The 26,700-nt window shown below is 62.5% G+C and carries 18 protein-coding genes, 1 pseudogene and 1 other annotated feature; of the genes and pseudogenes, 16 read left to right on the top strand and 3 right to left on the bottom strand.

The genetic code is table 11. The features are described from left to right. The 8 genes and pseudogenes from GQ57_RS39340 to GQ57_RS39325 all read left to right on the top strand — a co-directional run. Nucleotides 1-196: integrase core domain-containing protein (locus GQ57_RS39340; protein WP_081896653.1), on the top strand; the 196-nt coding region annotated here is incomplete at its 5' end. 164 nt (nt 197-360) lie between these two features. Next, nucleotides 361-3,153: a type VI secretion system Vgr family protein gene (locus GQ57_RS14045; RefSeq protein WP_034198149.1), complete on the top strand. Its 2,793-nt coding sequence runs from the start codon at nt 361-363 to the stop codon at nt 3,151-3,153. Nucleotides 3,154-3,172: 19 nt separating this feature from the next. Then, nucleotides 3,173-5,431, top strand: coding sequence for a T6SS effector phospholipase Tle3 domain-containing protein (locus tag GQ57_RS14040; protein ID WP_034198148.1), 2,259 nt, complete (start codon nt 3,173-3,175; stop codon nt 5,429-5,431). Continuing rightward, a complete protein-coding gene (locus GQ57_RS14035) occupies nt 5,428-6,903 on the top strand; it encodes a virulence factor (RefSeq protein ID WP_235215059.1) in 1,476 nt (491 codons plus the stop codon). Before GQ57_RS14040 ends, GQ57_RS14035 begins: the two co-directional genes overlap by 4 nt. Nucleotides 6,904-6,924: 21 nt before the next feature. Beyond that, entirely contained in the window at nt 6,925-7,182 is a 258-nt protein-coding gene (locus tag GQ57_RS39335; RefSeq protein ID WP_081896652.1) for a PAAR domain-containing protein, read from the top strand. A gap of 47 nt (nt 7,183-7,229) precedes the next feature. Next, nucleotides 7,230-8,465: pseudogene (locus GQ57_RS39330) on the top strand (IS3 family transposase). Beyond that, nucleotides 7,511-7,627 (top strand) — a sequence feature (AL1L pseudoknot). Its footprint overlaps the pseudogene before it by 117 nt. Before the next feature lie 109 nt (nt 8,466-8,574). After that, nucleotides 8,575-10,050, top strand: coding sequence for a virulence factor (locus GQ57_RS14025; RefSeq protein ID WP_174923086.1), 1,476 nt, complete (start codon nt 8,575-8,577; stop codon nt 10,048-10,050). A 21-nt stretch (nt 10,051-10,071) separates the two neighbouring features. Continuing rightward, a complete protein-coding gene (locus GQ57_RS39325; RefSeq protein ID WP_075123065.1) occupies nt 10,072-10,329 on the top strand; it encodes a PAAR domain-containing protein in 258 nt (85 codons plus the stop codon). A gap of 432 nt (nt 10,330-10,761) precedes the next feature. Here the strand turns inward: GQ57_RS39325 and GQ57_RS14015 are convergent, their stop codons facing one another. After that, entirely contained in the window at nt 10,762-13,437 is a 2,676-nt protein-coding gene (locus GQ57_RS14015) for a LuxR C-terminal-related transcriptional regulator (protein ID WP_235212794.1), read from the bottom strand. A 168-nt stretch (nt 13,438-13,605) separates the two neighbouring features. On the opposite strand from GQ57_RS14015, the gene GQ57_RS14010 reads away from it, so the two are divergent. The 8 genes from GQ57_RS14010 (at nt 13,606) to GQ57_RS13975 (ending at nt 24,321) form a co-directional block, all read left to right on the top strand. Continuing rightward, nucleotides 13,606-15,336 (top strand): fatty acid--CoA ligase, encoded by a 1,731-nt coding sequence (locus GQ57_RS14010; protein WP_326929158.1) that lies wholly within the window; start codon nt 13,606-13,608, stop codon nt 15,334-15,336. Between the two features lie 79 nt (nt 15,337-15,415). Next, nucleotides 15,416-16,186: an SDR family NAD(P)-dependent oxidoreductase gene (locus tag GQ57_RS14005; protein WP_034198142.1), complete on the top strand. Its 771-nt coding sequence runs from the start codon at nt 15,416-15,418 to the stop codon at nt 16,184-16,186. 16 nt (nt 16,187-16,202) lie between these two features. Next, complete coding sequence (locus tag GQ57_RS14000; protein WP_235215058.1) at nt 16,203-18,509, top strand: 3-hydroxyacyl-CoA dehydrogenase NAD-binding domain-containing protein; 2,307 nt, start codon at nt 16,203-16,205, stop codon at nt 18,507-18,509. A 123-nt stretch (nt 18,510-18,632) separates the two neighbouring features. Next, on the top strand, nt 18,633-19,415 hold the full coding sequence (locus GQ57_RS13995) for an SDR family NAD(P)-dependent oxidoreductase (protein ID WP_034198141.1): 783 nt from the start codon (nt 18,633-18,635) through the stop codon (nt 19,413-19,415). Between the two features lie 152 nt (nt 19,416-19,567). Beyond that, on the top strand, nt 19,568-20,737 hold the full coding sequence (locus GQ57_RS13990) for an acyl-CoA dehydrogenase family protein (protein ID WP_034198140.1): 1,170 nt from the start codon (nt 19,568-19,570) through the stop codon (nt 20,735-20,737). A 96-nt stretch (nt 20,738-20,833) separates the two neighbouring features. Then, nucleotides 20,834-22,054, top strand: coding sequence for an acyl-CoA dehydrogenase family protein (locus GQ57_RS13985; protein ID WP_200880660.1), 1,221 nt, complete (start codon nt 20,834-20,836; stop codon nt 22,052-22,054). 17 nt (nt 22,055-22,071) lie between these two features. Continuing rightward, entirely contained in the window at nt 22,072-23,166 is a 1,095-nt protein-coding gene (locus tag GQ57_RS13980) for an acyl-CoA dehydrogenase family protein (protein ID WP_034198138.1), read from the top strand. Between the two features lie 84 nt (nt 23,167-23,250). Further along, the gene (locus GQ57_RS13975; RefSeq protein ID WP_034198137.1) at nt 23,251-24,321 is read left to right on the top strand and encodes an MBL fold metallo-hydrolase; all 1,071 of its coding nucleotides are present in this window, start codon (nt 23,251-23,253) and stop codon (nt 24,319-24,321) included. 29 nt (nt 24,322-24,350) lie between these two features. Here the strand turns inward: GQ57_RS13975 and GQ57_RS13970 are convergent, their stop codons facing one another. Beyond that, on the bottom strand, nt 24,351-25,382 hold the full coding sequence (locus GQ57_RS13970; RefSeq protein WP_034198136.1) for a phosphotransferase family protein: 1,032 nt from the start codon (nt 25,380-25,382) through the stop codon (nt 24,351-24,353). After that, complete coding sequence (locus GQ57_RS13965; protein ID WP_034198135.1) at nt 25,379-26,611, bottom strand: acyl-CoA dehydrogenase family protein; 1,233 nt, start codon at nt 26,609-26,611, stop codon at nt 25,379-25,381. The genes GQ57_RS13970 and GQ57_RS13965 overlap by 4 nt, the downstream gene beginning before the upstream one ends. Between the last annotated feature and the right edge of the window lie 89 nt (nt 26,612-26,700).

Raw genomic sequence — 26,700 nt, 5'->3', positions numbered from 1 at the left:
CAATGGCAAGCTGCGCGACGAACTGCTGAATCGCGAGTGGTTCCGCAGCCGTGCTGAAGCCAGGGTGCTCATCGAGCCATGGCGTCAGTTCTACAACGAGAAGCGGCCGCATAGCGCCCATCGTTACCAACCTCCGGCCACGGTCCGTCGAGCCTGGCTGAAGTCCGATAATATCGACATGCGACTCACTGCTTAACTGGCTACAAAATCCCGCCGCACGTCAGGTCACACATCTGTCGTTTTCCTTTCTTTGCTGGAGGATTTGGTATTCTCAGAGCAGAAAGTTGGCGGTTTGCCCGTCCGGATACGTGGACCGATCGCCGGAGTTGATACGAATTCAACAAAAAAGAGAGGGCAGCTGTGTCTTTATCAGAAACAATAAGCAGCTTCGCATCTGGGGCAGTCGACTGGAATCGCCGACCAGTAGCCTTGAATTTCGGAAAGGCGCAAGGCGCTTTGGGGCACTTGCTTGCGCTGCAACATGCGCACGTGCACGAGGGGTTAATGACCGGTATTCACGGACACCTAACCTGTGTATCGCCCCGCCACAATCTGCCGCCACGGCTATTTCTTGGTGTTCCCGTGTCCATCCGGCTCGCCACTGATCGGGGCCAGTTGCACTTCGTCAACGCGATTATCCAGGATGTGCAGATCGGTCAGAGCGACGGCGAATTGTGCGTGTACCAGCTCACGGTGTGCGACGCATTGTCGTTGATGGATAAGCGTACGAATTCCCGCGTATTCCGTCAGAGCAGCGTTGTCGACATCATCACAGCGCTGTTCAACGAATGGCGTCAGCGTAGTCCTGCGCTGGCCGCCGCGTTCGAATTCGATCTGTCCGGCTTGAACCGCGACCGATATCCGGCGCGCGAGCTGACTCGGCAGGTCAATGAATCGGATGCAAAATTTGTGCGGCGCCTGCTCCGGCGCGAAGGTATCACGGTGTTCGCCAAAGCTGGCCGGGCTAAAGGTTCACGCGACCAGCAAGGCGATACACCTGTGCATACGCTCGTGTGCTGCGACGATCCGAATTCGCTGCCCGAAGCCCCGGCCGGTACGGTGCGACTGCATCCGCGCGACGCCGCCACCGAGGAGCGCGACACCGTCACGCTGTTCGCACTGCATCAAAGGCTGGCGCCGGGGCAGGTCGGGCGCCCGTCGTGGGACTACAAGAAGGCGCGCATCGACGAGTCGATGGTCATGACGAGCCTCAACCAGGGCGAGGCCGGCAACGATTTGGCGCAACTACTGACCGACGTTGCGATTGACATCCCGCATGTCGGCGACTCCTGGGATGACCACGAGCGCCTCACACGCGCACGGATGCTTGCACATCAATTCGAAGCCGAGCGTTACGACGGCGTGAGCAGCGTGCGCGACCTGGCTGTCGGCGCGTGGATCACGTTGAGCGGCGACCCGGAATGGGACATGCAGACCACGGACCAGCGACAGTTCGTGATCACGTCGATTGACCACGACGTCTGGAACAATCTCCCGAAGGGACTGACCGATCGAGTGCAGGCGTTGTTTGCAGCGAGTCGGCACTTTGCCTATCCATCACCCGTCCAGGCACCAGCGGCGACAGCCAAGCCTGAATCTGACACGCGTTACGAGAACCGCTTTACGTGCGTGCGTCGAGGCGTGCCGCTCACGCCGGCGTACGATCCGAAGATCGACTTGCCGCCCGTGCACCTTTTGACTGGCACGATCGTTGGCCAGCAAGGCGAGGAAGTGTTTTGCGATGCCGATGGCCGCGTACGCGTACGAATCCATGGTCTCGATCCGGCAGACCATGTACACGCCCAAGGCGCGGGCACAAACGACAATGCCGGCGACAGCGCACCGATCCGTGTCGGGGCGAGTCTTGCGGGTGGAAGCTTTGGCGCGCTGTTTCTGCCGCGTGTCGGCATGGAAGTCTTGATCGGCAGTCTCGGCGGCGATCCGGACCGGCTGATCATCATCAACGTGCTGAGTAACGGTGTGAACCCGCCGGCGGCCTTCACCCATGTTGGCAACCTTCCCGGCAATCGCTACGTGTCGGGGATCAAGACCAAGGAAATCAAGGGGAGTCGCTATAACCAACTGCGCCTCGACGATACGCCAGGGCAAATTTCCAGTCAGTTGGCGAGTGAACATGCTCATTCTCAGCTGAATCTGGGGTACCTGACGCAACCCCGGCAGGACGGCCGAGGTCAGGATCGTGGCGAGGGCGTGGAATTGCGCACCGACGCGGCAGCCGCGTTGCGGGCGGCACAGGGGATTCTCTTGACGACCTACGCGCGCTCTCAAGCGAGCGGTGGTCAGCTCGATCGCGACGAGTTGCTGCGACTGCTCGGCGAGTGCACCGAGCTATTCAAGTCGCTGGGTGATTACGCGGGTCAGCATGGCGGGCAGGCAACCGATACGGCGGGGCAGCAGGCGGTTGCTGCGGCGTTCAAGGGCTGGACGCCGGGTAGCGGCAGCGGGGCGTCGGGCACAGGAACTGGCGATGCGGCCGGGGCGCAGTCGCTGATGGCGTTCGGTGCGCAAGCCGGCTCTGTTGCGATTACCCCGAAGACCCACGTGACGTATGCCGGCGAGAACATCGACCAGGTTGCGCAACAGCATGTTCAGTTGACCAGTGGCCAGCGCATCAATTTTCACGGTGGGCGCGGTGTTGCGATGTTTGCTCACAGTGACGGGGTATCGGCGATCGCGAATCAGGGAAAGGTGACGTTGCAGAGCCAGAACGACGACACGCAGATCGATTCGGCGAAGAACATCCAGTTCACGGCTGCTGGCGGCAAGTTGATCGGCGCGGCGAACAACGAAGTAACGTTCATGACCTCCGGTGGCGCCTACATGAAACTCAGTGGCTCCAATATTGAGCTAGGGTGTCCGGGGCAGTTTATTGTGAAGTCGGCGGGCCACACCTGGGACGGGCCGGCGAGCATGAGCACGGATATGCCGAAATTCGACCATGCGCCGCTCGGACGTGTGCCCAAGCTGATTCGCCCGACGGACGGAAATCCGGTCAAGGGCTTCGAAGCACAACTGACGAAGGCGTCGGGGACGGTATCGAACTTGACCAGCGATGCGAACGGCGAGCTACCGGCAATTCACAGCGACCAGTTCGAAAAGCTGGCGGTGCAATTCGTCAAAAAGAATATTTGAGAGATTCGCGGGGATCTGCATGACTGATACTCAAGCCGACAACACGCAGCCTGCGGCAGCTGACGCTCCTTCCGTCGTCGTCGCCCAAGGCGAGGGGCCGACAATTTTTAACTGGCAAAGCAAGCTGCTGTGTATCAAGCAGATGCCACTGCCGGGCGTGATTATCTTTGTCCACGGTGTCAACTCCGAGGGCGAATGGTACCGGCCAGCCGAGGACGGGCTTTGCAAGGGGCTCAACCGCCGGTTAGGCCGTCTATCCGATCAGATGTCTCACCCTGGTATCGAAGCAGGTCAATTGACGCCGGCCCAGTACACCGAGAGCCTGACACCAGATGGTTATTTGAACCCGAAGCTGCTTGCAGACAACTACGTCAAACCTGTTCCATCGTTTTCGAACGTCATCCCGTTTCGTTGGGGCTACCGGGCGACGCTCGACGAGCTTAAGGAATATGGCGACAAGATTTTTCTGAACGAGCAAGACTACTGGGGCGGTGGCCCGTTCGCAAACGGCTGTTCGAGTTTGCCTGATCTTTGGCATCAGGGTGTCGACGACCGGATTTTCGGGTGGATCACGATTCAGGGTATGAATCCGACCAATCGCCCGCTCTATCGGACGCCGCCACGTGCGTATGGCGTGTTGGCCGCGCTACGGCTCGCAAAGCTGATCGAGTCCATCCGCAAGATGCAGGCCAACGTGCCGATCACCGTCGTATGTCATAGCCAGGGGAACATGGTAGGTCTGACGGCGGCGTTCTTCGGTGATGCGTTGCCGGAGGTCGAAGATCCTTGGGGCAACAAAGGGCGTTGCGTGGCGGATGCGTACGTGCTCGCGAACCCTCCATACAGCTTCGCCAATGCCGAAGGCAAAGGTGTATACAAGGCAAGCACGTTCATGGATACGTGGTCGCAGCGTGAGGTGAAAGACCCGAAGGGAAATCGCGGCCGTGAGACATATGCAGCGAGGACGGCGACATTCGGGAAGTTTCTGGACATTATTCGTGCGCGCCCGGCCTTCGAGTTGCCAGCAGACAAGGTCGATGACGATATGGCCAACACGCGCGAATCACCGACGAGCCAAAAGTCTTATACAGCCCAGGCAGATCGTGAACGTCACGGACTGAATGGCTCGACATATGGTCGTGTCACGTTGTACTGCTGTCCGCACGATCAGGTAATTTCGGCCGTGACGGTTCAGGGGATCGGCTGGCGCGGGATCGGCAAGACGGAACTCGAGGCGATAGGCGCGGCTGGCGTGCTGACGCAGCGTGTCTTTGCATCCGGATTCAAGGTTGGTGTACAAGAAAAATACGATTACTGGGAGAACGATTGGCGGCACACAAGGAATAAAAAACATGGATTTTGGTTTCCGCCATCGCCGCCTGCAAAGTACACAATCGTCGGTGCACTGAAAGGCAACGAGACGATCAAGGGAGAGATCGCCACCTTTTTCACTGCAATACCGGCTACCATCGTGACGTTCTTTACCTCCAAAGGCGGCGTCATGCGAGTGAACGCCAATCCGGAGCATGGATGGTTCGTGATGGCCGATGCCCCGACGCTTGACGAACCGTTTCCGCCGCAGGCATTAAAATTCGGAAAGCCGGTCGAGATCCAAGATGGAGACTTGACCAGTGATTTTAATGAAGGGAACGATCCGCCCTCCGCATGGCGAGACGCAGGCAAAAAGGATGAAGACAAACGGGCCGACGATCCCTACGATCAGTACAAGGCGAAGAATGCGGATGGTCGGGCACAGGGCGATGCGGAAAGCGAAACATCTCAGCGCTATGAGGATCATGCGATTGTGCGGATGGAGGCGCGTCGCACAAAGAATGCGACATGGGTCGATGATGCAGGTCATGTGACGGGTGAGGATGGAACGAGTGAATTGCCCGAGGGTTACAAGGATTGGCGCAACAAGGAAGTCAAGGACATCCTCGATCGCGGTGCGACGAACAACCCGACCAATCATTCGATCACAATGACAAATTCGAAGCACGCGGAGTTGGCTCTTGCGTACGATGTGGCGATTGGGCCGTGCTATCTGACTCCCGACCAGATGAACGCGCTGCGTATCGAGGCGGACTGGCGTATGGGGAAAGGTATGTCCGACGGTAGTCCCAACAAGAAATACTCAAAATATTTCGAATCTGGGGCGCTGAACCGAGTGCCGTTACATGAATGGGTGGTGGCGGAAAAAAGTGAAGGTACCATACCGACAAAGATCGTGGACGAGCGCGAAGGACAGTTTTATCTCGGCGTCGGAGGTGGAGTATGAAGATGCTGACTGCGACTGGCTCGCGACGTATTGCTGTTGCATTGGTGGTATGGGTGATGGCGGCAGGCCTGTTAGGTTTACTGACGGTTCAGATGGGGCAAGCGCGATCGGCTCCACTTGATACGGGAGATTGGATGAAACGACTAGTATTGATACCCGGACTGCTGGCGCTGACGGTGCTGCTTCTGACAACGGCAGCGACACGTTCTGTTGAGGCGGCTCCAGTGACCAAAACAAATGTCGGGGTCGCAGCAGAAGCCCCGGCCGTGCCTTATACAGCTCAAGTTGTTGGTCTGATCTGGTTGAATCCGTTGCAGCGTAAAGACTATCCAACAGAATGGCAGACGTTGTGGACACAGGGGTTGGCACAGCCGAATAAGAATGACGACATGGTTCGTACTGATCCAAAATCATTTAAGACGCTGCAATCGATCGGAGCATTGGTGTACGGAAATAGAGGAACTGAGACGTTCAAAGGGTTTTACCACAAGTACATTGACTCGTTTCCCCTATTGATGCGGACACGCTATGCGACAAATCCTAATTACTTTTATACGGTAAATCCAAAGGACTCAAAAGACTGGCGCGAGTTGGCAGGTATTCACGTCGAACTAGCAATACCGCCAAGGTTGGAACCAAACGAGGCCAAAAAGTACTTGGCCAATGCTATCGTTGAATATTTTGAGATCGGCCCCCCCTCGCCTAAGACACTTTGGAGCCGTGACACCCCGCCGGACGTACATGTCACGCAGGGCGGCGCAAATGCTGGCTTCACGTCGTTGAACGATGGGCTGGCATACCTCGAAGCCAATCCCGACAAGAGCGTCTGGGTGATGAACTGGGACGCACCGAGCTTCCCTCCGAAGGATGGGCAGATCAACGAAAATCTCGTCGTGCTGTTCCTCGCTGGACCGAACTTCAATACCGAGCGTGAACCGCTTGCGTGGATTGGGAAAGCGGTGACCGGCAACACGCAGGATTTCACGCCGAAGGTCGGAGCACCGCGCGCGGTACAGGCGTGGAAGGCGACGATCGAGCAAGCGGCCAAGAATGCCGGTATCGGTCCGGCCGACCTTCAGTACGTCGTTCACGATGCGGGGCACGGGGGCGACGCAGCGTCGGCACGTTTGGGGGCGCTTTCGCAGTCGTTGACGGAGACACTGCCTGAATACGACCACATGAAGCAGACGTTCAATACAGCGGCGTTGCTCGGTGATATGGGGACGGGTGGTGCACTGACCGATGTTGTGTTGGCGATCGGTCGTATCAACCACTTCGGTGGCAATGCGCTTGTTGCCGGTACAACGGATTCGCAGCATCCGGTCGCCGTTGTCGTGCGCCCGCCGTCGAAACTTACCGCAATCGATCCGAACAAGGACTGGTTCCGGGCTCGTGGCGAGAACAATGCCTATCTTCCGTGGTGGGGGCGTCGTCACGATACCGACTACGGGATGCAGGGCTATTCGTGGTAACTCAATTCGCGAGAAGGACGTATGCGCGGAATCATTCGAGTTGGTGACGTTCACAGTCACGGCGGAGTCGTACAGACGGGTGCGCCCAACAGTAAAGTCATGGGTCGCGCCGTGGGGCGTATCGGGGATCACTGTGTCTGTCCGATGCACGGAGACGTTGTGATTGTCGAGGGCGACCCGGAGATGAAGGTTGAGGGATCTGACGCGGCTTTTCACGGTCACAAAACTTCGTGTGGCGCCGTTCTGTTTTCTAGCCTGCCAACATCAGGACGCCCTTGAACCGCCCCGGATTTTGTGGAGGCTCCAACTCTTGAGACAAGGGAGCCATGAACAAGAAGGCAACCAAGTTTTCCCCGGAGGTTCGCGAGCGTGCAGTACGTCTGGTGCGCGAGCAGCGTAGCGAACATCCGTCGATGTGGGCAGCGGTCGAATCGATTGCACCGATGATCAACTGCACGCCGCAGACGCTGCATGATTGGGTCAAGCGCGACCAGGTTGACCACGGTGAGCGCGATGGCGTGGCCACAGACGAGCGCGAGCGCCTCAAGGCCCTGGAGCGCGAGGTCAAGGAGTTGCGTCGGGCCAACGAGATTCTCAAGGTCGCGAGCGCGTTTTTCGCCCAGGCGGAGCTCGACCACCGTTTCAAATCCTGAAGGCCTTCGTCGATCAGCATCGCGACACCTTTGGGGGCGAGCCGATTTGCAAGGTCTTGCAGATTGCCCCGTCGGGTTACCGACGCCATGCGGCACAGCTTCGAGATCCGTCCAGACGCTGTGCCCGCGCGAAACGCGACGCGATTCTGCAACCCGAGATCAAGCGCGTCTGGCAGGACAACATGCAGGTCTAGGGCGTGCCGAAGGTCTGGAAGCAGATGAACCGGGAAGGCATTGCGGTGGCACGCTGTACGGTCGCACGGCTGATGAAGCTGCAAGGCTTGCGAGGCGCAGTTCGAGGCAAGCGGCTTCGCACGACGACTTCCGATACGAGCGCGCCGCGCCCGCTAGACCGGGTCAACCGGCAGTTCAAAGCTGACCGGCCGAATCGGCTTGGGTTTCGGATTTCACCTATGTCTTGACATGGCAGGGCTGGCTGTAAGTGGTGTTCGTAATCGACGTGTTCGCCCGTCGCATCGTTGGCTGGCGCGTCAGTTCGTCGATGACCACGGACTTCGTTCTTGATGCACTTGAACAGGCGTTGTACGCACGCCAACCGGGCGACGACGGGACCTTGATACATCACTCCGATAGGGGTCTCAATACGTCAGCATTCGGTACAGCGAACGTTTGGCCGAGGCGAGTATCGAGCCATCCGTTGGCAGCCGTGGCGACAGCTAAGATAACGCGCTGGCTGAAACGATCAACGGCCTGTACAAGACGGAACTGATTCATCGGCGCGCCCCGTGGAAGACGAGGGAATCTGTCGAACTGGCAACCTTGGAATGGGTCGCCTGGTACAACCATTGTCGGCTGATGGAACCGCTCGGCTATATCCCGCCCGCCGAGGCTGAGGCAAACTACTACAGGCAACTCAGAAATGCCGCTGACGTGCCTGCATTAACTTAAACCAACCGGCCTCCACAATTCCCGGGGCGGTTCAAAGTGAAGGTACCATACCGACAAAGATCGTGGACGAGCGCGAAGGACAGTTTTATCTCAGCGTCGGAGGTGGAGTATGAAGACGCTGATTGCGACTGGCTCGCGACGTATTGCTGTTGCATTGGTGGTATGGGTGATGGCGGCAGGCCTGTTAGGCTTACTGACGGTTCAGATGGGGCAAGCGCGATCGGTTCCACTTGATACGGGAGATTGGATGAAACGACTAGTATTGATACCCGGACTGCTCGCGCTGACTGTGCTGCTTTTGACGACGGCGGCTACACGTTCTGTTGAGGCGGCGCCAGTGACTAAAACAAATGTCACGGTCGCATCAGACGCCCCGACCATGCCTTTTACGGCTCAAGTCGTTGGTCTGATTTGGTTGAATCCGTTGCAGCGTAAGGACTACCCGACTGAATGGCAGACATTGTGGACGCAGGGGTTAGTGCAACCGAATAAGAACGACGACATGGTTCGGACAGATCCAAAATCGTTCAAGTCGTTACAGGCCGTCGCGGGAATCGCATATGGAAATAACGGAACCGAGACGTTCAAAGGGTTCTATGAGAAGTATATGGACGAATTTCCTCTATTGATGCGAACGCGTTATGCAACGAATTCGAAGTATTTTTATACAGTGAAGCCAGAAGACGTCAAGGCGTGGCGTGAATTGTCTGGAATTCATGTTGAACTTGCCATTCCCCCGCGCCTCAATGCGACGAATGCGAGAGACTACTTAGTCAACGCGATCCGAGAGACATTTTTGATCGGCAATCCAAATTTTAAAACTGTCTGGAGCCGTGACACGCAGGCGGACGTGCGCATAACGCAAGGTGGTGCAAATACCGGCTTCACATCGTTGAATGAGGGACTTGCATACCTCGAAGCCAATCCCGACAAGAGCGTCTGGGTGATGAACTGGGACGCACCAAGCTTCCCTCCGAAGGATGGGCAGATCAACGAAAATCTCGTCGTGCTGTTCCTCGCTGGGCCGAACTTCAATACCGAGCGTGAACCGCTTGCGTGGATTGGAAAAGCGGTGACCGGCAACACGCAGGATTTCACGCCGAAGGTCGGAGCACCGCGCGCGGTACAGGCGTGGAAGGCGACGATCGAGCAAGCGGCCAAGAATGCCGGCATCGGTCCGACCGACCTTCAGTATATCGTTCACGATGCGGGGCACGGGGGCGACGCAGCGTCGGCACGTTTGGGGGCGCTTTCGCAGTCGTTGACGGAGACACTGCCTGAATACGACCACATGAAGCAGACGTTCAATACGGCGGCGTTGCTCGGCGATATGGGGACGGGTGGTGCACTGACCGATGTCGTGTTGGCGATTGGTCGTATCAACCACTTCGGTGGCAATGCGCTTGTTGCCGGTACAACGGATTCGCAGCATCCGGTCGCCGTTGTTGTGCGACCGCCGTCGAAACTTACCGCAATCGACCCGAACAAGGACTGGTTCCGGGCTCGTGGAGAGAACAATGCCTATCTTCCGTGGTGGGGGCGTCGTCACGATACCGACTACGGGATGCAGGGCTATTCGTGGTGATCCAATTCGCGAGAAGGACGTATGCGCGGAATCATTCGAGTTGGTGACGTACACAGTCACGGCGGAGTCGTACAGACGGGTGCGCCCAACAGTAAAGTCATGGGTCGCGCCGTGGGGCGTACCGGGGACCACTGTGTCTGTCCGATGCGCGGAGACGTTGTGATTGTCGAGGGCGACCCGGAGATGAAGGTTGAGGGATCTCACGCGGCTTTTCACGGTCACAAAACTTCGTGTGGCGTCGTTCTGTTTTCTAGTCTGCCAACATCAGGGCGCCCCTGAGGTAGGCGGTGGGCGCTCTCCAATTCATGTGACTAAACATTGCGAAGAAGCTACCCGGGAGCGCGAAGTGTTGATGCCAGTGTTTTGGGGCACTACTCACTTCGCGTGTACCGCTGTTGACGATTGCTTTGAGATTTGAGGCGATGCTGAGAGCACTACGGCGAAAACAGCCCGTGACTTGTCTGGTGGCGATGGTGGTTGTGGCAGCACTTACATCCTCACAGATCGTCTTGGCCAAGCGGATCACATTTGGCTTGTCGGCAAGATTCGCGTCGGAGTCGACCGTCGGGCAGCCTGCCGAAGTCAAGGCGAACGACTACATGACAATCGACAATACCGGTATCGCGCCCGCACCAGCCTGAACCAACCGGTTGACACGATTGCCGGCACAGTCCGGGCGACGAATCCACCAAGGTACTCACGGCATTTTGCTCAACTGACCAACCCGAGTTTGCGCGCGATTGCGACGGCTTGTGTCCGGCTATGGGCACTCACCTTGGTGTTGATATTGCGCAAGTGCGTGCGAACCGTACTCTCGGACACGAACAGTTTTTCAGCTATTGCCTGATTGGAGTAACCCTCCGCCAGAAGCTGAAGGACACGAATTTCCTTCGGCGTGAGCGGATCGAGCAGCCTGGGCAGTTCGGGCGTGCTCGGCGCAACCGGTTCGTCGGTCAGTCCGCAGATGCGTCCCAGTCTGAGCACATAATCCGCCAGGATGGGATCCGGTGACGCAGCACCGCTCGCATCGAGCGATCGGGAGAACTGTCGTAGCAACGGTCCGATATGTTGCTCGCCTTCGTCGAGCAGCAAGCGTACGAAGCCTTCCCGGCATGCTGCCTGGAGTACCGGACCAAGGATGGATTGAGCCGCCTCCGGCTCTCCGGCCCGGTGTTTCGCGATGGCCGCAAGCAGGCGCAGTTTCATTGCACGCCGGTGGCGCGCTTCCTGGTCGGCGAGCTCTGCGGCCTTGTTCAGCTGCAGGGCGGCAGCTTGAGCATCGCCCGCGAGGGCCTCCCATCGCAGTCTCGCAAGCGCCAGGTAATCGAGGTCGTTGCCGATCAGGTGCAGGTGCCCGACATGGCGCCAGAGTTCGGGGTCGTCGACGCGCGCCAGTTCGTCCTGTGCCGCACGATGATGCCCCTGCATCAAAAGAATACGGGCTCGCTCGAGTTTCGCACCAGCCGCCATGCGTGCAAGGCGTCGAACGTGCCCGAGATATTCCAGTTGCGTGAGAATTTCGAATGCTTCGTCGACATCTCCGCGAGCGAACGCGACGCGAGACTGCATCACGTGACCGAGCATGACGTGATCGGGGAGAAGAACGTCACGGGCGAGCGGAACGTAGACCTGAAGAAGATGTGCCGCCTGAGCGAGGTCGTTGGTTTCATACACGGTGGCCGCGTACATCAATCCGGCCCACGCATTGCCGCCGGTATAACCGTCGTGATGTGAGCTGCCACTCCCCACCGCAATGCGCAACCGCGCGGTCGCTTCGCGCAGTCGCCCTTCCTGAAGGTCGAAAATTGCCTCGTTGGTTTCGGAATACATGACGTTGAAGGCACTAAAATCCGTGCCCTGCGAGCGTCTGGCCGCTTCCAGCAGACGGCGCGATTCCGCACGTTGGCCTGCCACCGCGAACTGGTTTGCCATGACGTTGGCGAGCATCATGTCGGCAAAGGCCGAACCGGTCGGACAATGCTTCAGGCACTCGCGCCCGACCTCGAGCGCCTCCTCGAAGCGATCCATCATGGCGAGCAGCACCGGGCGGACCGCGAGCACGTGCGGGCGCACTTGCGGATCGTCCACTTCCACCAGGCGACTGGACTCGAGGAGTTCCATGGCTTCCCACGGACCGCGCGTGAAATTGACGGACCAGATGCGGGCCGCGAGCAACATCGGATGGTCGTGCAGGATCCGGGCGGGCAGCGCATCGAACCACCGCGAAAGCAGGCGCATCCTTCCCTGCGCGAGCAGCGGCAGCGCGTATTGCTCGAGCAGGTCGACTGCGCGCGGGAAGTCGCTTCCTTCGAGTGCGTGGTCGATGGCCGGGACGGGGCGCTGCTGACTCAGGTACCAATCGGATGCGGTCCGATGCAATCGCGGCAGGTCATCCGGCGCGTCGCGCTGCAACTGTGCCTTCAGGAATTCGGCGATCAGGCTGTGGTATCGCCAGGTTCTGTCCTCGCTCTCGATGGGGGCAATCAGGCTGGATGCCTCGAGCTGGTTGAGGACCCGTTCGCAATCCATCTCGGGCAGGAGCTTCTGGCAAAGCGGGGCGCTCAGATAACGCAAGATGCTGGTTCGCAGCAGGAACTGGCGCACCGGCTCGGCTTGCTGGGCGAACACGTCCTCGGCCAGGTACTCCGCCACCGAACGATTGGTACCGGAGAAGCGGTCGATGAAGTCCGAGTGCGGATCGTTGCGACGTAGCGAAGCGGACGCCAGCCACAATGCCGCCGCCCATCCTTCGGTCTTGTTGTGCAGGCGTATCAACTCGCTTTGCGCAAGCGACGCGCCTTGGATGAGGCGGAAGAACTCGTCGGTCTCGTCGAGGGAAAATCGCAACGCCTGTGCATCGATCTCGACCAGTTGCCCACGCGCGCGCAGCCGCCCCATCCGCAGATCCGGCAAGCTGCGCGAACCGATTACGAGCTGACCTCCGTGCGGCAAGTGGTCGATGAATTCACGTATCCAGGCGAGCACGCCCGGATCCTGCAGCACTTCGAAGTCGTCGAGGAACACCGCGAACGGCTTTTTCAGGCCGGCGACGGCGTTCATCACGCGCAATGCCGATTCACCGAGCGTCTCGGACGGCGGGAAACCCGGATCGGAAAAGGCGTCGTCGCCTACGACGGTCGCGATGGCGACCTTGAATCCCTGCAGGAAACGGACGGGATCGTTGTCCGCGCTGTCGAGGGTAAACCATGCGGCCGACACGGAGATTTGTTCGAGTCGGGCACGATGCTGCAACATGGCTGTCGTCTTGCCGAAGCCGGCCGGCGCACGAACGAGAACCAGCCGGGGCGACGTCGATGCGTTCAGCAATTGACGGACACCCTGTCGAATCACCTGGGAAGCGGATGTGGCAGGGGGGCTGACTTTCATGCTCGGGATGCGCCGAGCTTCGACTGAAGGCGAAGTCATCTGCGAAGGCGGGAAAAGCGGGCCACGTAGTCTAGCAAAGCGGGCGTATTTTCGCGTTCGGGGATTTCCCGTCGCGCGGCATTCCGGCGCTCGGCGTCGTTGCGCCGACTCGAATCGTCGTATCCGACGATGCCGGTACGCCGCCTTCGATTTAAAGTCGGATCGGGCTGTCGGGCATATGTGCAAGGCGCCTTTGCAACACAAGAAAACTGGAGACACATGAATCCGTACGCCTTTCCGTTGCTGATCAAGCAACTGCTGGTCACGCCGATCGCGCAGCGCTCACGCAAGGAAATCGTCTACCGTGACCTCGCCCGTTTCGGCTATTCGACGCTGGTCGAACGTATCAACCGGCTTGGCAGCGCGCTGTCGCGACTCGGGGTCGGCGAAGGAAGTACGGTGGCCGTGCTCGACTGGGACACCAACCGCTATCTGGAAGCGTATTTCGCGGTTCCAATGCTCGGCGCCACGCTGATGACCGCGAATTTCCGCCTGTCCTCCGAGCAGCTTGCGTACACGCTCGATCATGCCGGCGTCGACACCATGCTGCTGAATGTCGATTTTCTGCCGATGATTCAGGAGATTCAGGATCGACTACCGCAGATCAGGCGCTTCATCTGTCTCAGCGACGACAAGGTGGCGCGCCCCGGATTCGCGTGGGTGGGCGAGTACGAATCGATGCTGGCTGCTGCTGACGCGGTGCATGCGTTTCCGGAGTTCGACGAGAACACGCGCGCGACGCTGTATTACACGACGGGCACGACGGGTAATCCGAAAGGCGTGAGCTTCAGCCATCGGCAAATCGTGCTGCATTGCCTGACGGTGCTGGCGAGCGTTTCCCAGGCAGGCGAGAACGGTCGATTCTCGCGCAACGACGTGTATATGCCGCTCACGCCGATGTTTCATGCGCATGCATGGGGCTATCCATACATCGCCACGCTGTGCGGCTGGCAGCAGGTTTATCCCGGGCGCTACGAGCCGACGGTGATCGTCGATCTGGTCAAGCGCGAGCGCGTGACCTTCTCGCACTGCGTTCCGACGGTCCTGAGCATGGTGCTTGGGGCGCCTAGCGCATCCGGCGCGGATTTCAAGCGCTGGAAGGTGCTGATCGGCGGGAGCGCGCTGCCGCATGCGCTATGCAGACAGGCGCTCGCTCGCAATATCGATATCTATGCCGGCTACGGGATGTCGGAAAGCTGCCCGTTGCTGACGCTGGCGCAGGTAAAAACCGATCTTCTGGACGAGACCCACGATGCCGCGGAGCGCGAAGAGCGCGATATCGCCATTCGCACGACCGCCGGGATGCCGATCCTGATGGCTCAGGTGCGGGTCGTCGACACGGCAGGCGAGTCGGTGCCGGACGACGGTGTATCGGTGGGCGAGGTCGTGGTACGCACGCCGTATCTGACGCAGTCGTACCTCGACAATGAGGCAGCCAGTGCGGCTCTCTGGGACGGCGGCTGGATGCATACCGGTGACGTCGGCCGTTTCGACGAGCATGGGTACCTCCATCTCGTCGATCGTGCGAAGGACGTGATCAAGAGCGGCGGCGAGTGGATTTCGTCGGTCGAGCTCGAGGCGCTGATCGGGCAGTATCCGGGCGTGGCCGAAGTGGCGGTGATCGGCATACCCGACGAGAAGTGGGGCGAGCGGCCGCTGGCCGTGGTCGCAGCCCGACCGGATGCCGCACTCGATGCGGATACGTTGCGCCGGCACATGAGCGGGCTGGTCGAACGCGGGGTCATTCCGTCGTATGCGATACCGGACGCGTTCGAGCTCGTCGAGCAGATCGAGAGGACAAGTGTCGGCAAGCTGGACAAGAAGCGCCTCAGGGCACGCTATGCGCGACAGCCCGGGTGAGCCTGCAGGCTTGTCGACGTACGTCGCTGCATCGACGGGGACGGCGACCGTGGAAGTAACCGACTGACCGGGAGCAGGAATGGATCTGGGTATCAAGCTGAAAGGGCGACGCGTACTGGTGACGGGAGCGTCGTCGGGTTTCGGTGAACATTTTTCGCGTCTGGCGGCCCGCTGCGGTGCGTCGGTCGTGATCGGCGCGCGGCGCGTCGCGCGACTTGAGGCGCTGGCCGGCGCGCTGCGAGAACTCGGCGCGCCGGACGTGACGGTGCTGCCGCTCGACGTCACGGACGCCGCATCCGTATCGGCCGGCTTCGACACGATTGCGGCAACCGGGGCGCCACTCGATGTCGTCGTCAACAATGCGGGGATTTCCGGCGACGGACTCGCCATCGACCAGCCGATCGAGCGCTTCGATGAAGTGATGGCGATCAACGTGCGCGGTGCGTGGCTGGTCGCGACGGAAGCCGCGCGACGCTGGCGGGACACGATGCGAGGCGGCGCGATCGTCAATATCGCCTCGATACAGGGTGAACGGGTGGCCACCGGTATCGCGGCCTATTCGACGTCGAAGGCCGCGGTCGTGCACATGACGCGCAGCCTGGCACTTGAGTGGGCGCGCTACGGGATTCGCGTGAATGCGATAGAGCCGGGTTACGTGCGTACCGAGATGACGGACGGGCTATGGGACACCGATCATGGCAAGGCGATGATCAAGCGCATTCCGATGAGACGGCTCGGAACGCCGGAAGAACTCGACGGGGCGCTGCTGTTGCTGGCGACCGATGCGGGCTCGTGGATTACCGGTGCTGCGCTGGCCGTCGACGGCGGGCACCTGGTGTCGTCGCTCTGAGGAGGACTCGGGGCCGGTGGCGTTCGGCACGCGGTCGGTGACAGGCGGGCGTTCGGTTGAACGCCCGTCTTTATTTGTGTCGTGCGATTCGTCGCTTCCGACGATGAGTTCGGGCATGTGCTTCCCTAAACTGGTTCGCATCAGCCGTAGCGGACGTTTGGAGGAAGATTTGCTTTTTCAGGGTGAAAACATCGGCGTGCTGTCGCTGGACGACGGGCTGGTCGAATTGCGATTCGATCGACACGATGCGGCGATCAACAAGCTGGACGCACGCACGATCGACGAATTCCGGCAGGCGACGGCGTGCATCGCAGCGATGTCGGCGGTGCGCGGCGTGCTGGTGACGAGTGCAAAGGACGTGTTCATCGTCGGCGCCGACATCACGGAGTTTTCCGCGATGTTCCGGCAATCCGCGGGTGCGATTGCGACCGCCGTGCGCACGAACGACGCGCATGTGACGACGTTCGAGAATCTTCCCGTTCCGAGCGTGGTCGCGATCAACGGCTATGCGCTCGGCGGCGGGCTCGAACTGGCGCTGCTCGGCGCGTTTCGCGTGATGGCGTCGAATGCACGGGTGGGCTTGCCGGAAGTCTCGCTCGGGCTGATTCCCGGGCTGGGCGGCACGGCCCGGCTGTCGCGGGTGGCCGGTCTGGCCGCCGCGATCGACTGGGTGGCGACTGGGCAATCGTTCGACGGCCACGCGGCGGTTGCGGCCGGCGTGGTCGATGAAGTCGTCGCGCCCGACATGCTGCGGGAGACCGCGCTCGTCCGGCTGCGGCGCGCAGCCGCCGGAGAAATCGACTGGCGAGCGGCGCAACGCCGCAAGAAGGTGCGCCTGCCGATATCGGCGCAAGAGGCCGTGGACGTGGTCGACCGCGCCCGGTCCACGCTCGGCGCGCTGCACGACCGGAACCGGCCGGCCGCTGCCATCGCGGCCGACACGATGGCGCGCGCCGCGGTGTGCGATCTCGACGAGGCGCTCGATCAGGAAGCCGATGCGTTCGGTCGTGTCGCGCGTACGCAAGCGGCCGCGTCGCTGGTCCAGGTCTTCCTCAACGAGCAGGTGCTGAAGAAGCAGGCCAGACGTATCGCGCGGGCGGCGCGGCCGGTCTCGCGGGTCGCGGTGATCGGTGCCGGCACGATGGGCGGCGGCATTGCATGCGCGAGCGCACTGCGTGGCATCGCGACGCGCATGAAGGACATCACGCAAGCACGGCTCGACGGGGGAATGGACTCGGCGCGCAAGCACATCGAGCAGCAGGTGCAGGGTGGCCGGCTCGACCTTCGGCAGGCCGACGCCTGTTACGCGTCGATCACGCCCCAGCTCGACGACACGGGCCTGGCCGATGTCGATTTTGCGATCGAGGCAGTGGTCGAGCAGCGTGACGTCAAACGCGGCGTACTCGCCGAACTCGAACAGCGGGTGCCCGCCGACGCGGTGCTGGCCTCGAATACGTCGAGCCTGCGTATCGACGAGCTTGCTTCCGCGCTGACGCGTCCGGAACAGTTGGTCGGCATGCATTTCTTCAATCCCGTCTCGACGACGAGACTGGTCGAGATCATACGCGGCAGCCGGACCGGCGATGCGGCCGTGGCGACCGCAGCGGGCTACGCGGTGGCATTGGGCAAGACCCCGATCGTCGTGCGCGACTGCACGGGTTTCGTCGTCAACCGCGTGCTGACGCCTTACGTCAACGCATTTCTGCGTTTGCTGGAAGAGGGGGCCGATTTCGAAGCGGTCGACAGCGCGATGGAGGCGTTCGGTTGGCCGATGGGGCCGGCGTACTGGCTGGACGCGATCGGGATGGACGTTCTCGATCGCGTCGTCGAAGTGGTCGGTGCCGGATATCGCGACCGGATGCCGCCGGTCGAGGGCAGCGCAATCGGGCGACTGGTCGAGCGGCAGCGCTATGGTCGGAAATCAGGCGAGGGATTCTATCGTTACGAAGCCGCCGGCACGGGCAGGCCGTCGAGACACGCGTCGCCGGATGCGCATGCGCTGGTGGCGGCCCTTCAATTCGACGGCCCGGCAACCTTTTCAGATCACGCGATCGTCGAACGCATGATGCTGCCGATGATCGTCGAGGCGGCGCATGTTCTCGACGAGCGAGTGGTTGCGTCCGCGGCCGAACTGGACATGGCACTCGTCCTGGGGCTCGGTTTCCCCGCGCACGCGGGCGGCGCACTCAAGTATGCCGACTGGCTCGGTCTCGATCGCGTCGTTGCCATGTGCGACAGCCATGCCGACCTCGGCGCGCCTTATGTCCCGACGGAGAGCATGCGCGCGATGGCAGTGGCCGGCGCGTATTACTACCCGGCGTGACGCGCATGGAATTGCACTGTCGTTCGACCTTGCCTTTGCGTGTCGGCAAAAGCGTCGGGCGAAAGACAACCGTTCTGAACCGATCGACATTCGGTTCACACTGAAATGATTCGAGGAGACGCTATGCAACTGAACTCACACACGGCCGCCGTCGTCACGGGCGGCGCATCGGGCCTCGGCGCCGCGACCGCACGACGACTGGCAGCGCACGGCGTGAAGGTCGCCTTGTTCGACATGAATGTCGAACAGGGCGAAGCGTTGGCGCGGGATATCGGCGGCCTGTTTTGCAAAGTCGACGTCACGTCCGACGAGCAGGTGGATGCGGCGTTCGCTGCCGCGCGAGTCGCACACGGTCAGGAGCGCATACTGGTCAACTGCGCCGGCACCGGCTTCACCGCGAAGACCGCCGGACGAGACCGGAAGACCGGCGAGATCAGGCACTTCCCGGTCGACAGCTTCGACAGGATCCTGCAGATCAATCTGGTCGGTACGTTTCGCTGCATCGCCAAATCGGCAGCCGGCATGCTGACGCTGGCGCCGCTGGGGGACGGCGAACGCGGGGTCGTCGTCAATACGGCTTCGGTGGCTGCACAGGACGGGCAGATAGGACAGGCGGCATACAGCGCGTCGAAGGCCGCGCTGACCGGCATGACGTTGCCGATCGCGCGCGATCTGATGGGCGAAGGGATTCGCGTCAACACGGTCATGCCCGGTATCTTCGATACGCCGCTGATGCAGGCCGCGCCCGACAACGTCAAGGAGGCACTGGCCGCGGCGGTGCCGTTTCCGAAGCGCTTCGGCCAGCCGGCGGAATTCGCGCAACTCGTCGAGACGATGATCGTGAACGGCTATTTCAATGGCGAGTGCGTCCGGCTGGACGGCGCGATCCGCATGGCGCCGCGCTGACCAAGAATGGCGAGGCGACCGGCACCTGCCGCGCCGGCCGCCTCGCGCGCGGGTCCCGGCGGCGACACGAAGCGCTTCCGGGCCGGCCTACCCCAGATTGATGTCCGGCAGCGAGTCGCTGCCGGCAACCTCCACGATCACGGTCGAACACCATGTCCCCGTACTCGACACGCCGCCTTGCATTCGATCCCGAACACGAACAGTTTCGGGACGCGGTTTCCCGGTTCGTTCAGAAGGAAGTTGCGCCGCATGTGCATGACTGGCGTGCGCGGGGTTGTTGCGATCGGGCGATCTTCGAGAAGGCCGGCGCGAACGGCCTGTTGCTGATGTGGGCCGACGAAGCGTACGGCGGCGCCGGGATGGCCGATTTCCGTTACGAGCAGATCCTGTACGAGGAGATGATCCGCCACGGCGACATCGGTGTGTATCTGACGCTGCATTCGCGCTTGGTGGCGCCTTACATCGGACGCCTCGGCAACGACGAACAGAAACACCGGTGGCTTGCGGGGGCGGCACGGGGAACGACGATCCTCGCCGTCGCGATGACGGAGCCGCAGGCAGGCTCCGACCTGGCCGGAATCCGGACACGCGCGGAGCGTCGGGACGGCGGCTGGCTGATCAATGGCGCGAAGTCGTACATATCGAACGGCCTGAATGCCGATGCCGTGCTTGTCGTGGCGCGGACGAATCCCGACGCGCGGCGCGCGTTCGGGATCTTCGTCGTCGAGCGCGGGATGCCCGGATTCGAGCGCGGCGAGCGTTTGAGCAAACTGGGGCTCGATGCACAGGATACGGCCGAGCTGTTCTTCGAGGACGTCTGGGTGCCCAGCTCGAACGTGCTGGGCGATCCCGCGTGCGGTTTCGCCTACCTGACCGAAGGTCTGGCCGAGGAGCGCCTGCTGAGCGCGTGTCAGTCGATCGCGCACGCACAGGTGGCGTTCGACCTGACGCTGCCGTTCGTGAAAGAGCGGCGTGCGTTCGGGCGCCCGATCGGTGCGCTCCAAAACACGCGGTTCGTGCTGGCCCGCCGGCGCGCGGAACTCGATGCGATGCAGACGTGGATCGATGCGCTCGTCATCGAGCATAACGCCGGACGTCTGACGGCCGCGGCCGCGGCTTCGGCCAAGCTCCTCACGTCGGAGCTGGAAAACCGCGTGATCGACGATTGCCTTCAGTTGCACGGCGGTGCCGGGTACATGGAGGAATACCGGATCAGCCGGATGTATCGCGACGCCCGCGTGTCGCGGATCTTCGCGGGCACGTCCGAAATCATGCTCGAAATCATCGGGCGCGATCTCGGATTGTCGGACAGGCTGGAATAGCAGGGTACGCGCGCCGGTTCGTGGTTGACAGACGGGACAGTACCGCCGTCGTTCGGACCGGATGTCGTTCTTCGACCGGCGCGACACGATTCAACAATGCTTCGGAACGATACGACAGGCCTTCATATGGACCTCAAACCTCACCCCAGACACGAATCGTTGCGCGGCGAAGTCCGTGCATTTCTCGCGCGCCACGGTCATCAGGCGGCGACGTTGCAGCATGGCCGCCGCCCCGGGCCGGCGCAGATCGCATGGCAGAAGCTGTTGCTCGAGCACGGCTATGCCGGTCGCACGGTGCCGCGGGAATACGGCGGCTACGGCGCGGAACCGGACGTCATGGAGCAGCACCTCATCACCGAGGAGTTCGCACGGGCCGGTGTGCCGCCCGGCCTCGGCAGCCAGGGGATTTCGATGCTGGTTCCGACGCTGCTCGAGCTGGGCACCGATGCGCAGAAGCGCGAACTGATCGCGCCGACCCTGCGAGGCGAACTGGTGTGGTGCCAGGGCTATTCGGAACCCAACGCGGGATCCGATCTTGCTTCGCTGCAGACGCGGGGTGTCGACGACGGGGACGATTTCATCGTCAATGGCCAGAAGATCTGGACATCGACGGCTCACGAGGCCGACATGATCTTCTGCCTGGTGCGCACCGAACGGGATGCGCCGAAGCATGCGGGCATCAGCTACCTGCTGTTCTCGATGAAGACCCCCGGCATCACGATCCGTCCGTTGAAGACGATGACGGGGCGCGCGGAATTCAATGAAGTTTTCTTCACCGACGTGCGCGTGCCGCAGCGGCAGATCGTCGGGAAGCGCGGGGAGGGCTGGGCCGTCGCCAATGCGACGCTGCGCCATGAACGCGCTTACCTTGCCAATCCGGCCGCGCTGCTCGGTCGTTACAGCGAGCTGGCGAACCTGATGCGCAGCGAGACGGTCGATGGCGAGCCGGTGTTGAGCGATCCGCTCCTGCGCGACCGGCTCATGCGGCTTCAGGGCCGGGTGCTGGCGCAGCATTGTCACGGCATGCGGTTGCTCACGCATGCGAGCCGCAACGAGAATCCGGGGTTGCCGGGGCTGGTGACAAAGCTGTACGGCTGTGAGACGCGCTACCAGATCGATGTCCTCGCGCTCGACGCGCTCGGCGAAATCGGCATGCTGACGGAGCAGGACGCGCGCGTGCGGTCCGGCGGCGAATGGCGGCATCGTGAAGGATTCGACCTGGGGTTGATCATTGGCGGCGGTACCGCGCAGATCCAGAAGAACATCATTGCGGAGCGCGGCCTCGAGATGCCGCGCGAGCCGAAGCTGGCGAATTGAGCGACAGGAGACGAATCATGGAATTTGCGCTTTCACAAGACCAGGTCATGCTGGCCGACAGTTTGCGACGTGCGCTGGAGGGCGAATGCACGCTGTCGCGCATCCGTGCGACCGTCGACGGTGCGGGCCCGATGAATCGGGATGTCTGGCGCACGGTGTGCGAGCTGGGCATTCCGGCGCTGCTCGTGCCGGAGACCTTCGGCGGGCTCGGACTCTCGCTGCTCGATGCCGCCCTGGTATCCGAGGCGCTTGGGCGTGCCGCCGCACCGGTGCCGTTTCTCGGCAGCGCGGCGCTCGCAACGCTGGCGCTGCGTGAAACCGGTAGCGCGAGTCAGCAGGCGGAATGGTTGCCGCGGATGGCGACCGGCGAATGCATCGTCGGTGTCGGATTCGGCGAGGCATGGAGCGGCTCGCGCGACGCGGCGGGGCTGCGCTGCGTGAATGGCAGATTGAGCGGTACCGCGCTGTTCGTCGTGGACGGGATGCAGGCCGACGCGTGGCTCGTCGCCGATGCATCCGGGGCACTGTACATGGTGGACGCGAAGGCGGCCGGGGTGCAGTGCCGGCCACTGAGTACGGCGGATGGCACGCGGCCGACCGTCGAGCTCGTGCTGGACCGTGTCGAGGCGCGGACGCTGCCGCGAGCAGACGCCCGCGTGCTGGCGCGGCTGCGGGATGCCGCCTGGATCATGCTGGCCGCCGACGCGCTGGGCGCCGGGTGGCGCTTGATCGACGATGCGGTGGCGTATACGAAGGAACGCAGCCAGTTCGGCCGGTTGATCGGAACGTTTCAGGCGGTCAAGCACATGTGCGCCGAGATGGCGACCGAGCTGGAACCGGCGCGGGCGCTGGTCTGGTACGCCGCCCACGCATTCGACGTGATGCCGGACGATGCGCCGCTGTATGCGGCGCACGCGAAGGCACTCGCGGGAGACGCCGCGCAGTTCGTCGCGCGCACGGCCATCGAGGTACACGGCGGGATCGGCATTACCGACGAACTCGGGTTGCATTACTGGTACAAGCGCATCGCGTTCGACCGGACGCTGTACGGCACGCCGGACCGCGTGCGGCGTCACGCAGCGTCCTTGCAGGGGCTCGTACAAGCCGCATAGCGCGGAGGGATCGGCGCGTCCGGCGCCGCGCGTCGCATGGCGGCGAGCAATGCACATGCACTGGATTCGCCAGGAGGGAGCACGATGGCCCAGGAAGAAACGCTCGAGACGCGGCCGAAAGACGCGCTCGACTATCCGTTCGACGCCCCGCCTGCCGCCGCGCAGACGGTCGAGGTCGCCCCCGGCGTTCACTGGTTCCGCATGCCGCTGCCGTATGCGCTCGACCATATCAACCTGTGGGCGCTCGACGACGGCGACGGTTGGGCGATCGTCGATACGGGCGCCTGCACCGACGATGCGATCGTCGCGTGGCGGGCACTGTTCGCGCGCAGCGACGGACGACCGATGACGCGTGTGTTCGTCACGCATCTGCATCCCGATCACGTCGGTCTGGCCGGGTGGCTCACGCGCAAGTTCGGTATCCGTCTGTGGATGACCCGCCTCGAATACCTGTCGTGCCGGATGCTGGTATCGGATACCGGGCGCGAGGCGCCGGCCGATGCGGTCGCGTTTCTGCGCCGCGCGGGCTGGAGCGACGTGTCGGTCGAAACGTACCGGGCCCGCTTCGGATCGTTCGGCAAGCACGTCCATGCGTTGCCCGACAGCTATCGGCGATTGCGCGACGGCGAGACGCTGACGATCGGCACGCACGCGTGGCGCGTGATCGTGGGCAGCGGGCATTCGCCCGAGCATGCGTGCCTGTACTGCCCGGCGTTGCGCATCCTGATTTCCGGCGATCAGGTGTTGCCGCGCATTTCATCGAACGTGTCCGTGACGGCGACCGAGCCGGACGCGAATCCGATGGCGGAGTGGCTCGACTCGCTCGGCAATCTCCGGCGTGAGGTGCCCGACGACGTGCTGGTACTGCCGGCGCACGGCGAGTGCTTCAGAGGGCTGCACGCGCGCATCGACGCACTGGCCGGCAGCCAGCAGCGTGCGTTCGCACGATTGCTGGCGTTGCTCGGTGAACCGCAGCGCGTCATCGACACATTCTCCGCGCTGTTCTCGCGCCCGATCGACGAGACACGCTCGTCGCTGCTGCATATGGCGACGGGCGAGGCCGTCGCGTGCCTGAATTACCTGATCGCGCAAGGGCAGGCGACGTGTGTGACGGACGAGCACGGCGTCGCGTGGTATCGGGCCACGCACGCGTAGCGTGAACGCTACCGGCGCGCCGGGGGGCGTCAGCGGCGGGTCGCGTCGTACTGCTGCGCGCACGCCCATCCGAGTTCGGCGAGCGGGAGCGCCTTCGCGGCGGTCTCGACGGCGTCGGCCGCGGCGGCATTGCCTTGCGCCGCGCGCTCGCCGATCCCGTGCAGGATCGCGGCCATGCGGAACAGGTTGTAGGCCAGATAGAACGCCCAGTGTTCGCGTGCGCGGCGGCCGGTCGCGGCTTCGTATCGGTCGATATAGGCCGCTTCCGCCGGAATGCCGAGCGTGTCGAGCGGCAGCCCGGCGATGCCGCGCCAGACGGTCGGCGCGATGCGCCAGCTCATGCAGTGATACGCGAAATCCGCAAGCGGGTGGCCGAGCGTCGACAGTTCCCAGTCGAGTACCGCCAGCACGCGCGGTTCGGTCGGATGAAGCACCAGATTGTCCAGTCGGAAGTCGCCGTGGACGAGCGTGGTTTCATCGTCGTCCGGGATACGGTCGGGCAGCCACGCGATCAACCGGTTCATCGGTTCGCTGACCGGAACGGCCGATGCGAGGCACTGTTTCGACCAGCGGGCGATCTGGCGGGAGAAGTAGTTGCCGCTCTTGCCGAAATTGTCGAGCCCGGCTTGGGCAATATCGACGGCGTGCAATGCCGCGATGACCCTGTTCATCTCGCCGTATATCCGCGCACGCTCGGAAGGCTGCATGCCGGGCAGCGACTGGTCGACCATCACGCGGCCTTCCACGTAATCCATCAGATAGAACGGCGTGCCGACGATCGATGCGTCGTCGCAATAGGCGACCATGTCCGGCACCGGGACCGCGCTGTCTCGCAGTGCCTGCATCACGCGATATTCCCGGTCGATTGCGTGGGCGGACGGCAGCAAGGGTCCGGGCGGCTGCTTGCGCAGCACGAGGCGGCCGCGCCCCGTCCGCACGACGAAGGTCGGATTCGATTGCCCGCCGGACAACGGCGCGACGGCGATGTCGCCTGAACCGGCGATGCCGGCGTCGCGCAGCCATGCATCGAGTGCGGGGGAGGCAGGGGCAAACGTGTTCATCGTGCGTCTCCCGCTGCGTTGTGCGCGGCGGCATCCGCGTCGGGGCGTGCGTGGCTTGCCGTGCCGGCCAGGATCTTGCGGGCGATGCTCCAGCGATGGACTTCGCTCGGGCCGTCGTAGATGCGGAACGCGCGCATGTCCATGAAGATGCGCATCACGGCGGCTTCGCCGGTGACCCCCTGGCCGCCGAGGATCTGCACGCAGCGATCGACGGTGCGCCACTGTGCTTCGGAGCAGATCACCTTGGCGCGGCTCGATTCGACATTGCAGCGATGCCCCTGGTCCAGCAGCCAGGCGGTATGCCAGATGTGCAGGCGGGCGGTCTGCAGATCCATGTCGTTGTCGGCGAGCATGAACCCGACGCCTTCATGCTCGCCCAGCGGCTTGCCGAACGCGTGACGCGCTCGCGCGTATCCGGTTGCGATGTCGTGCGCGCGGCGCGCCTGGCCGAGCCAGCGCATGCAATGCGTGAGCCGCGCCGGCGCAAGGCGGACCTGGGCGTAGCGGAAGCCCTTGCCGACTTCGCCGAGCACGTCGGCGGCAGGAATCCTGACCCGGTCGAACGACAGCACGCCGTGCCCGCCGGTAAAGCAGCGATCCATCGCGTCCATGCTGCGCTCGAGGCGGATGCCTTCGCGATCCATGTCGGTCAGGAACATCGTGGCCGAACCGTCGTCCATCCGCGCCATCACGATCGCGTAGTCCGCCCCGCTTGCGCCGGTAATGAACCATTTGCGGCCGGATACCAGGTAGTCGTCCCCGTCGCGTACCGCGCGGGTTTGCAGCATCGACGGATCGGCGCCGGCGCCCGGTGCCGGTTCGGTCATCGCGAAGCACGAGCGGGTCAGCCCCGCGACCTGCGGGCTCAGCCAGCGCGCCTTCTGTTCGGGCGACGCGACGGCTTCCATCAGGTGAATGTTGCCTTCGTCGGGCGCGTGGATGTTCAGCGCGGTCGGGCCGAGCCAGGAGTAGCCCGCCTCTTCGAACACGACCGCCTTGGCGACGTGGCTGAGACCGAGTCCTCCCGTCTCGACCGACGCGTGCGGCGTCAGCAGGCCGGCAACGCGTGCGCGCTGAATCAGCTCGCGGCGCAACGTTTCGCTCGGGCCGTGGGCGCCGGATGCGACTTCCGATGCCGCTTCGGCCTCGAGCGGGATGACCTGCTCGGCGATGAATTGGCGCGTGCGATCTCGCAGGGAGACCAGTTCGGGAGATAAATCGAAGTTCATGGCGATGGTGAAAAGATGAGGGAAGGGCGATCCGCTATCGACCGGACTGCCCGCGGGCCGGGTGTCGAACCCGGTGCGCTTGCACGGCA

This window comes from Burkholderia sp. MSh2, from assembly GCF_000731655.1.
Classification (GTDB): Bacteria; Pseudomonadota; Gammaproteobacteria; order Burkholderiales; family Burkholderiaceae; genus Burkholderia; species Burkholderia paludis.
Note: the sequence above shows the minus strand (reverse complement) of the source record. Positions and strands in the feature narration are given on the sequence as shown.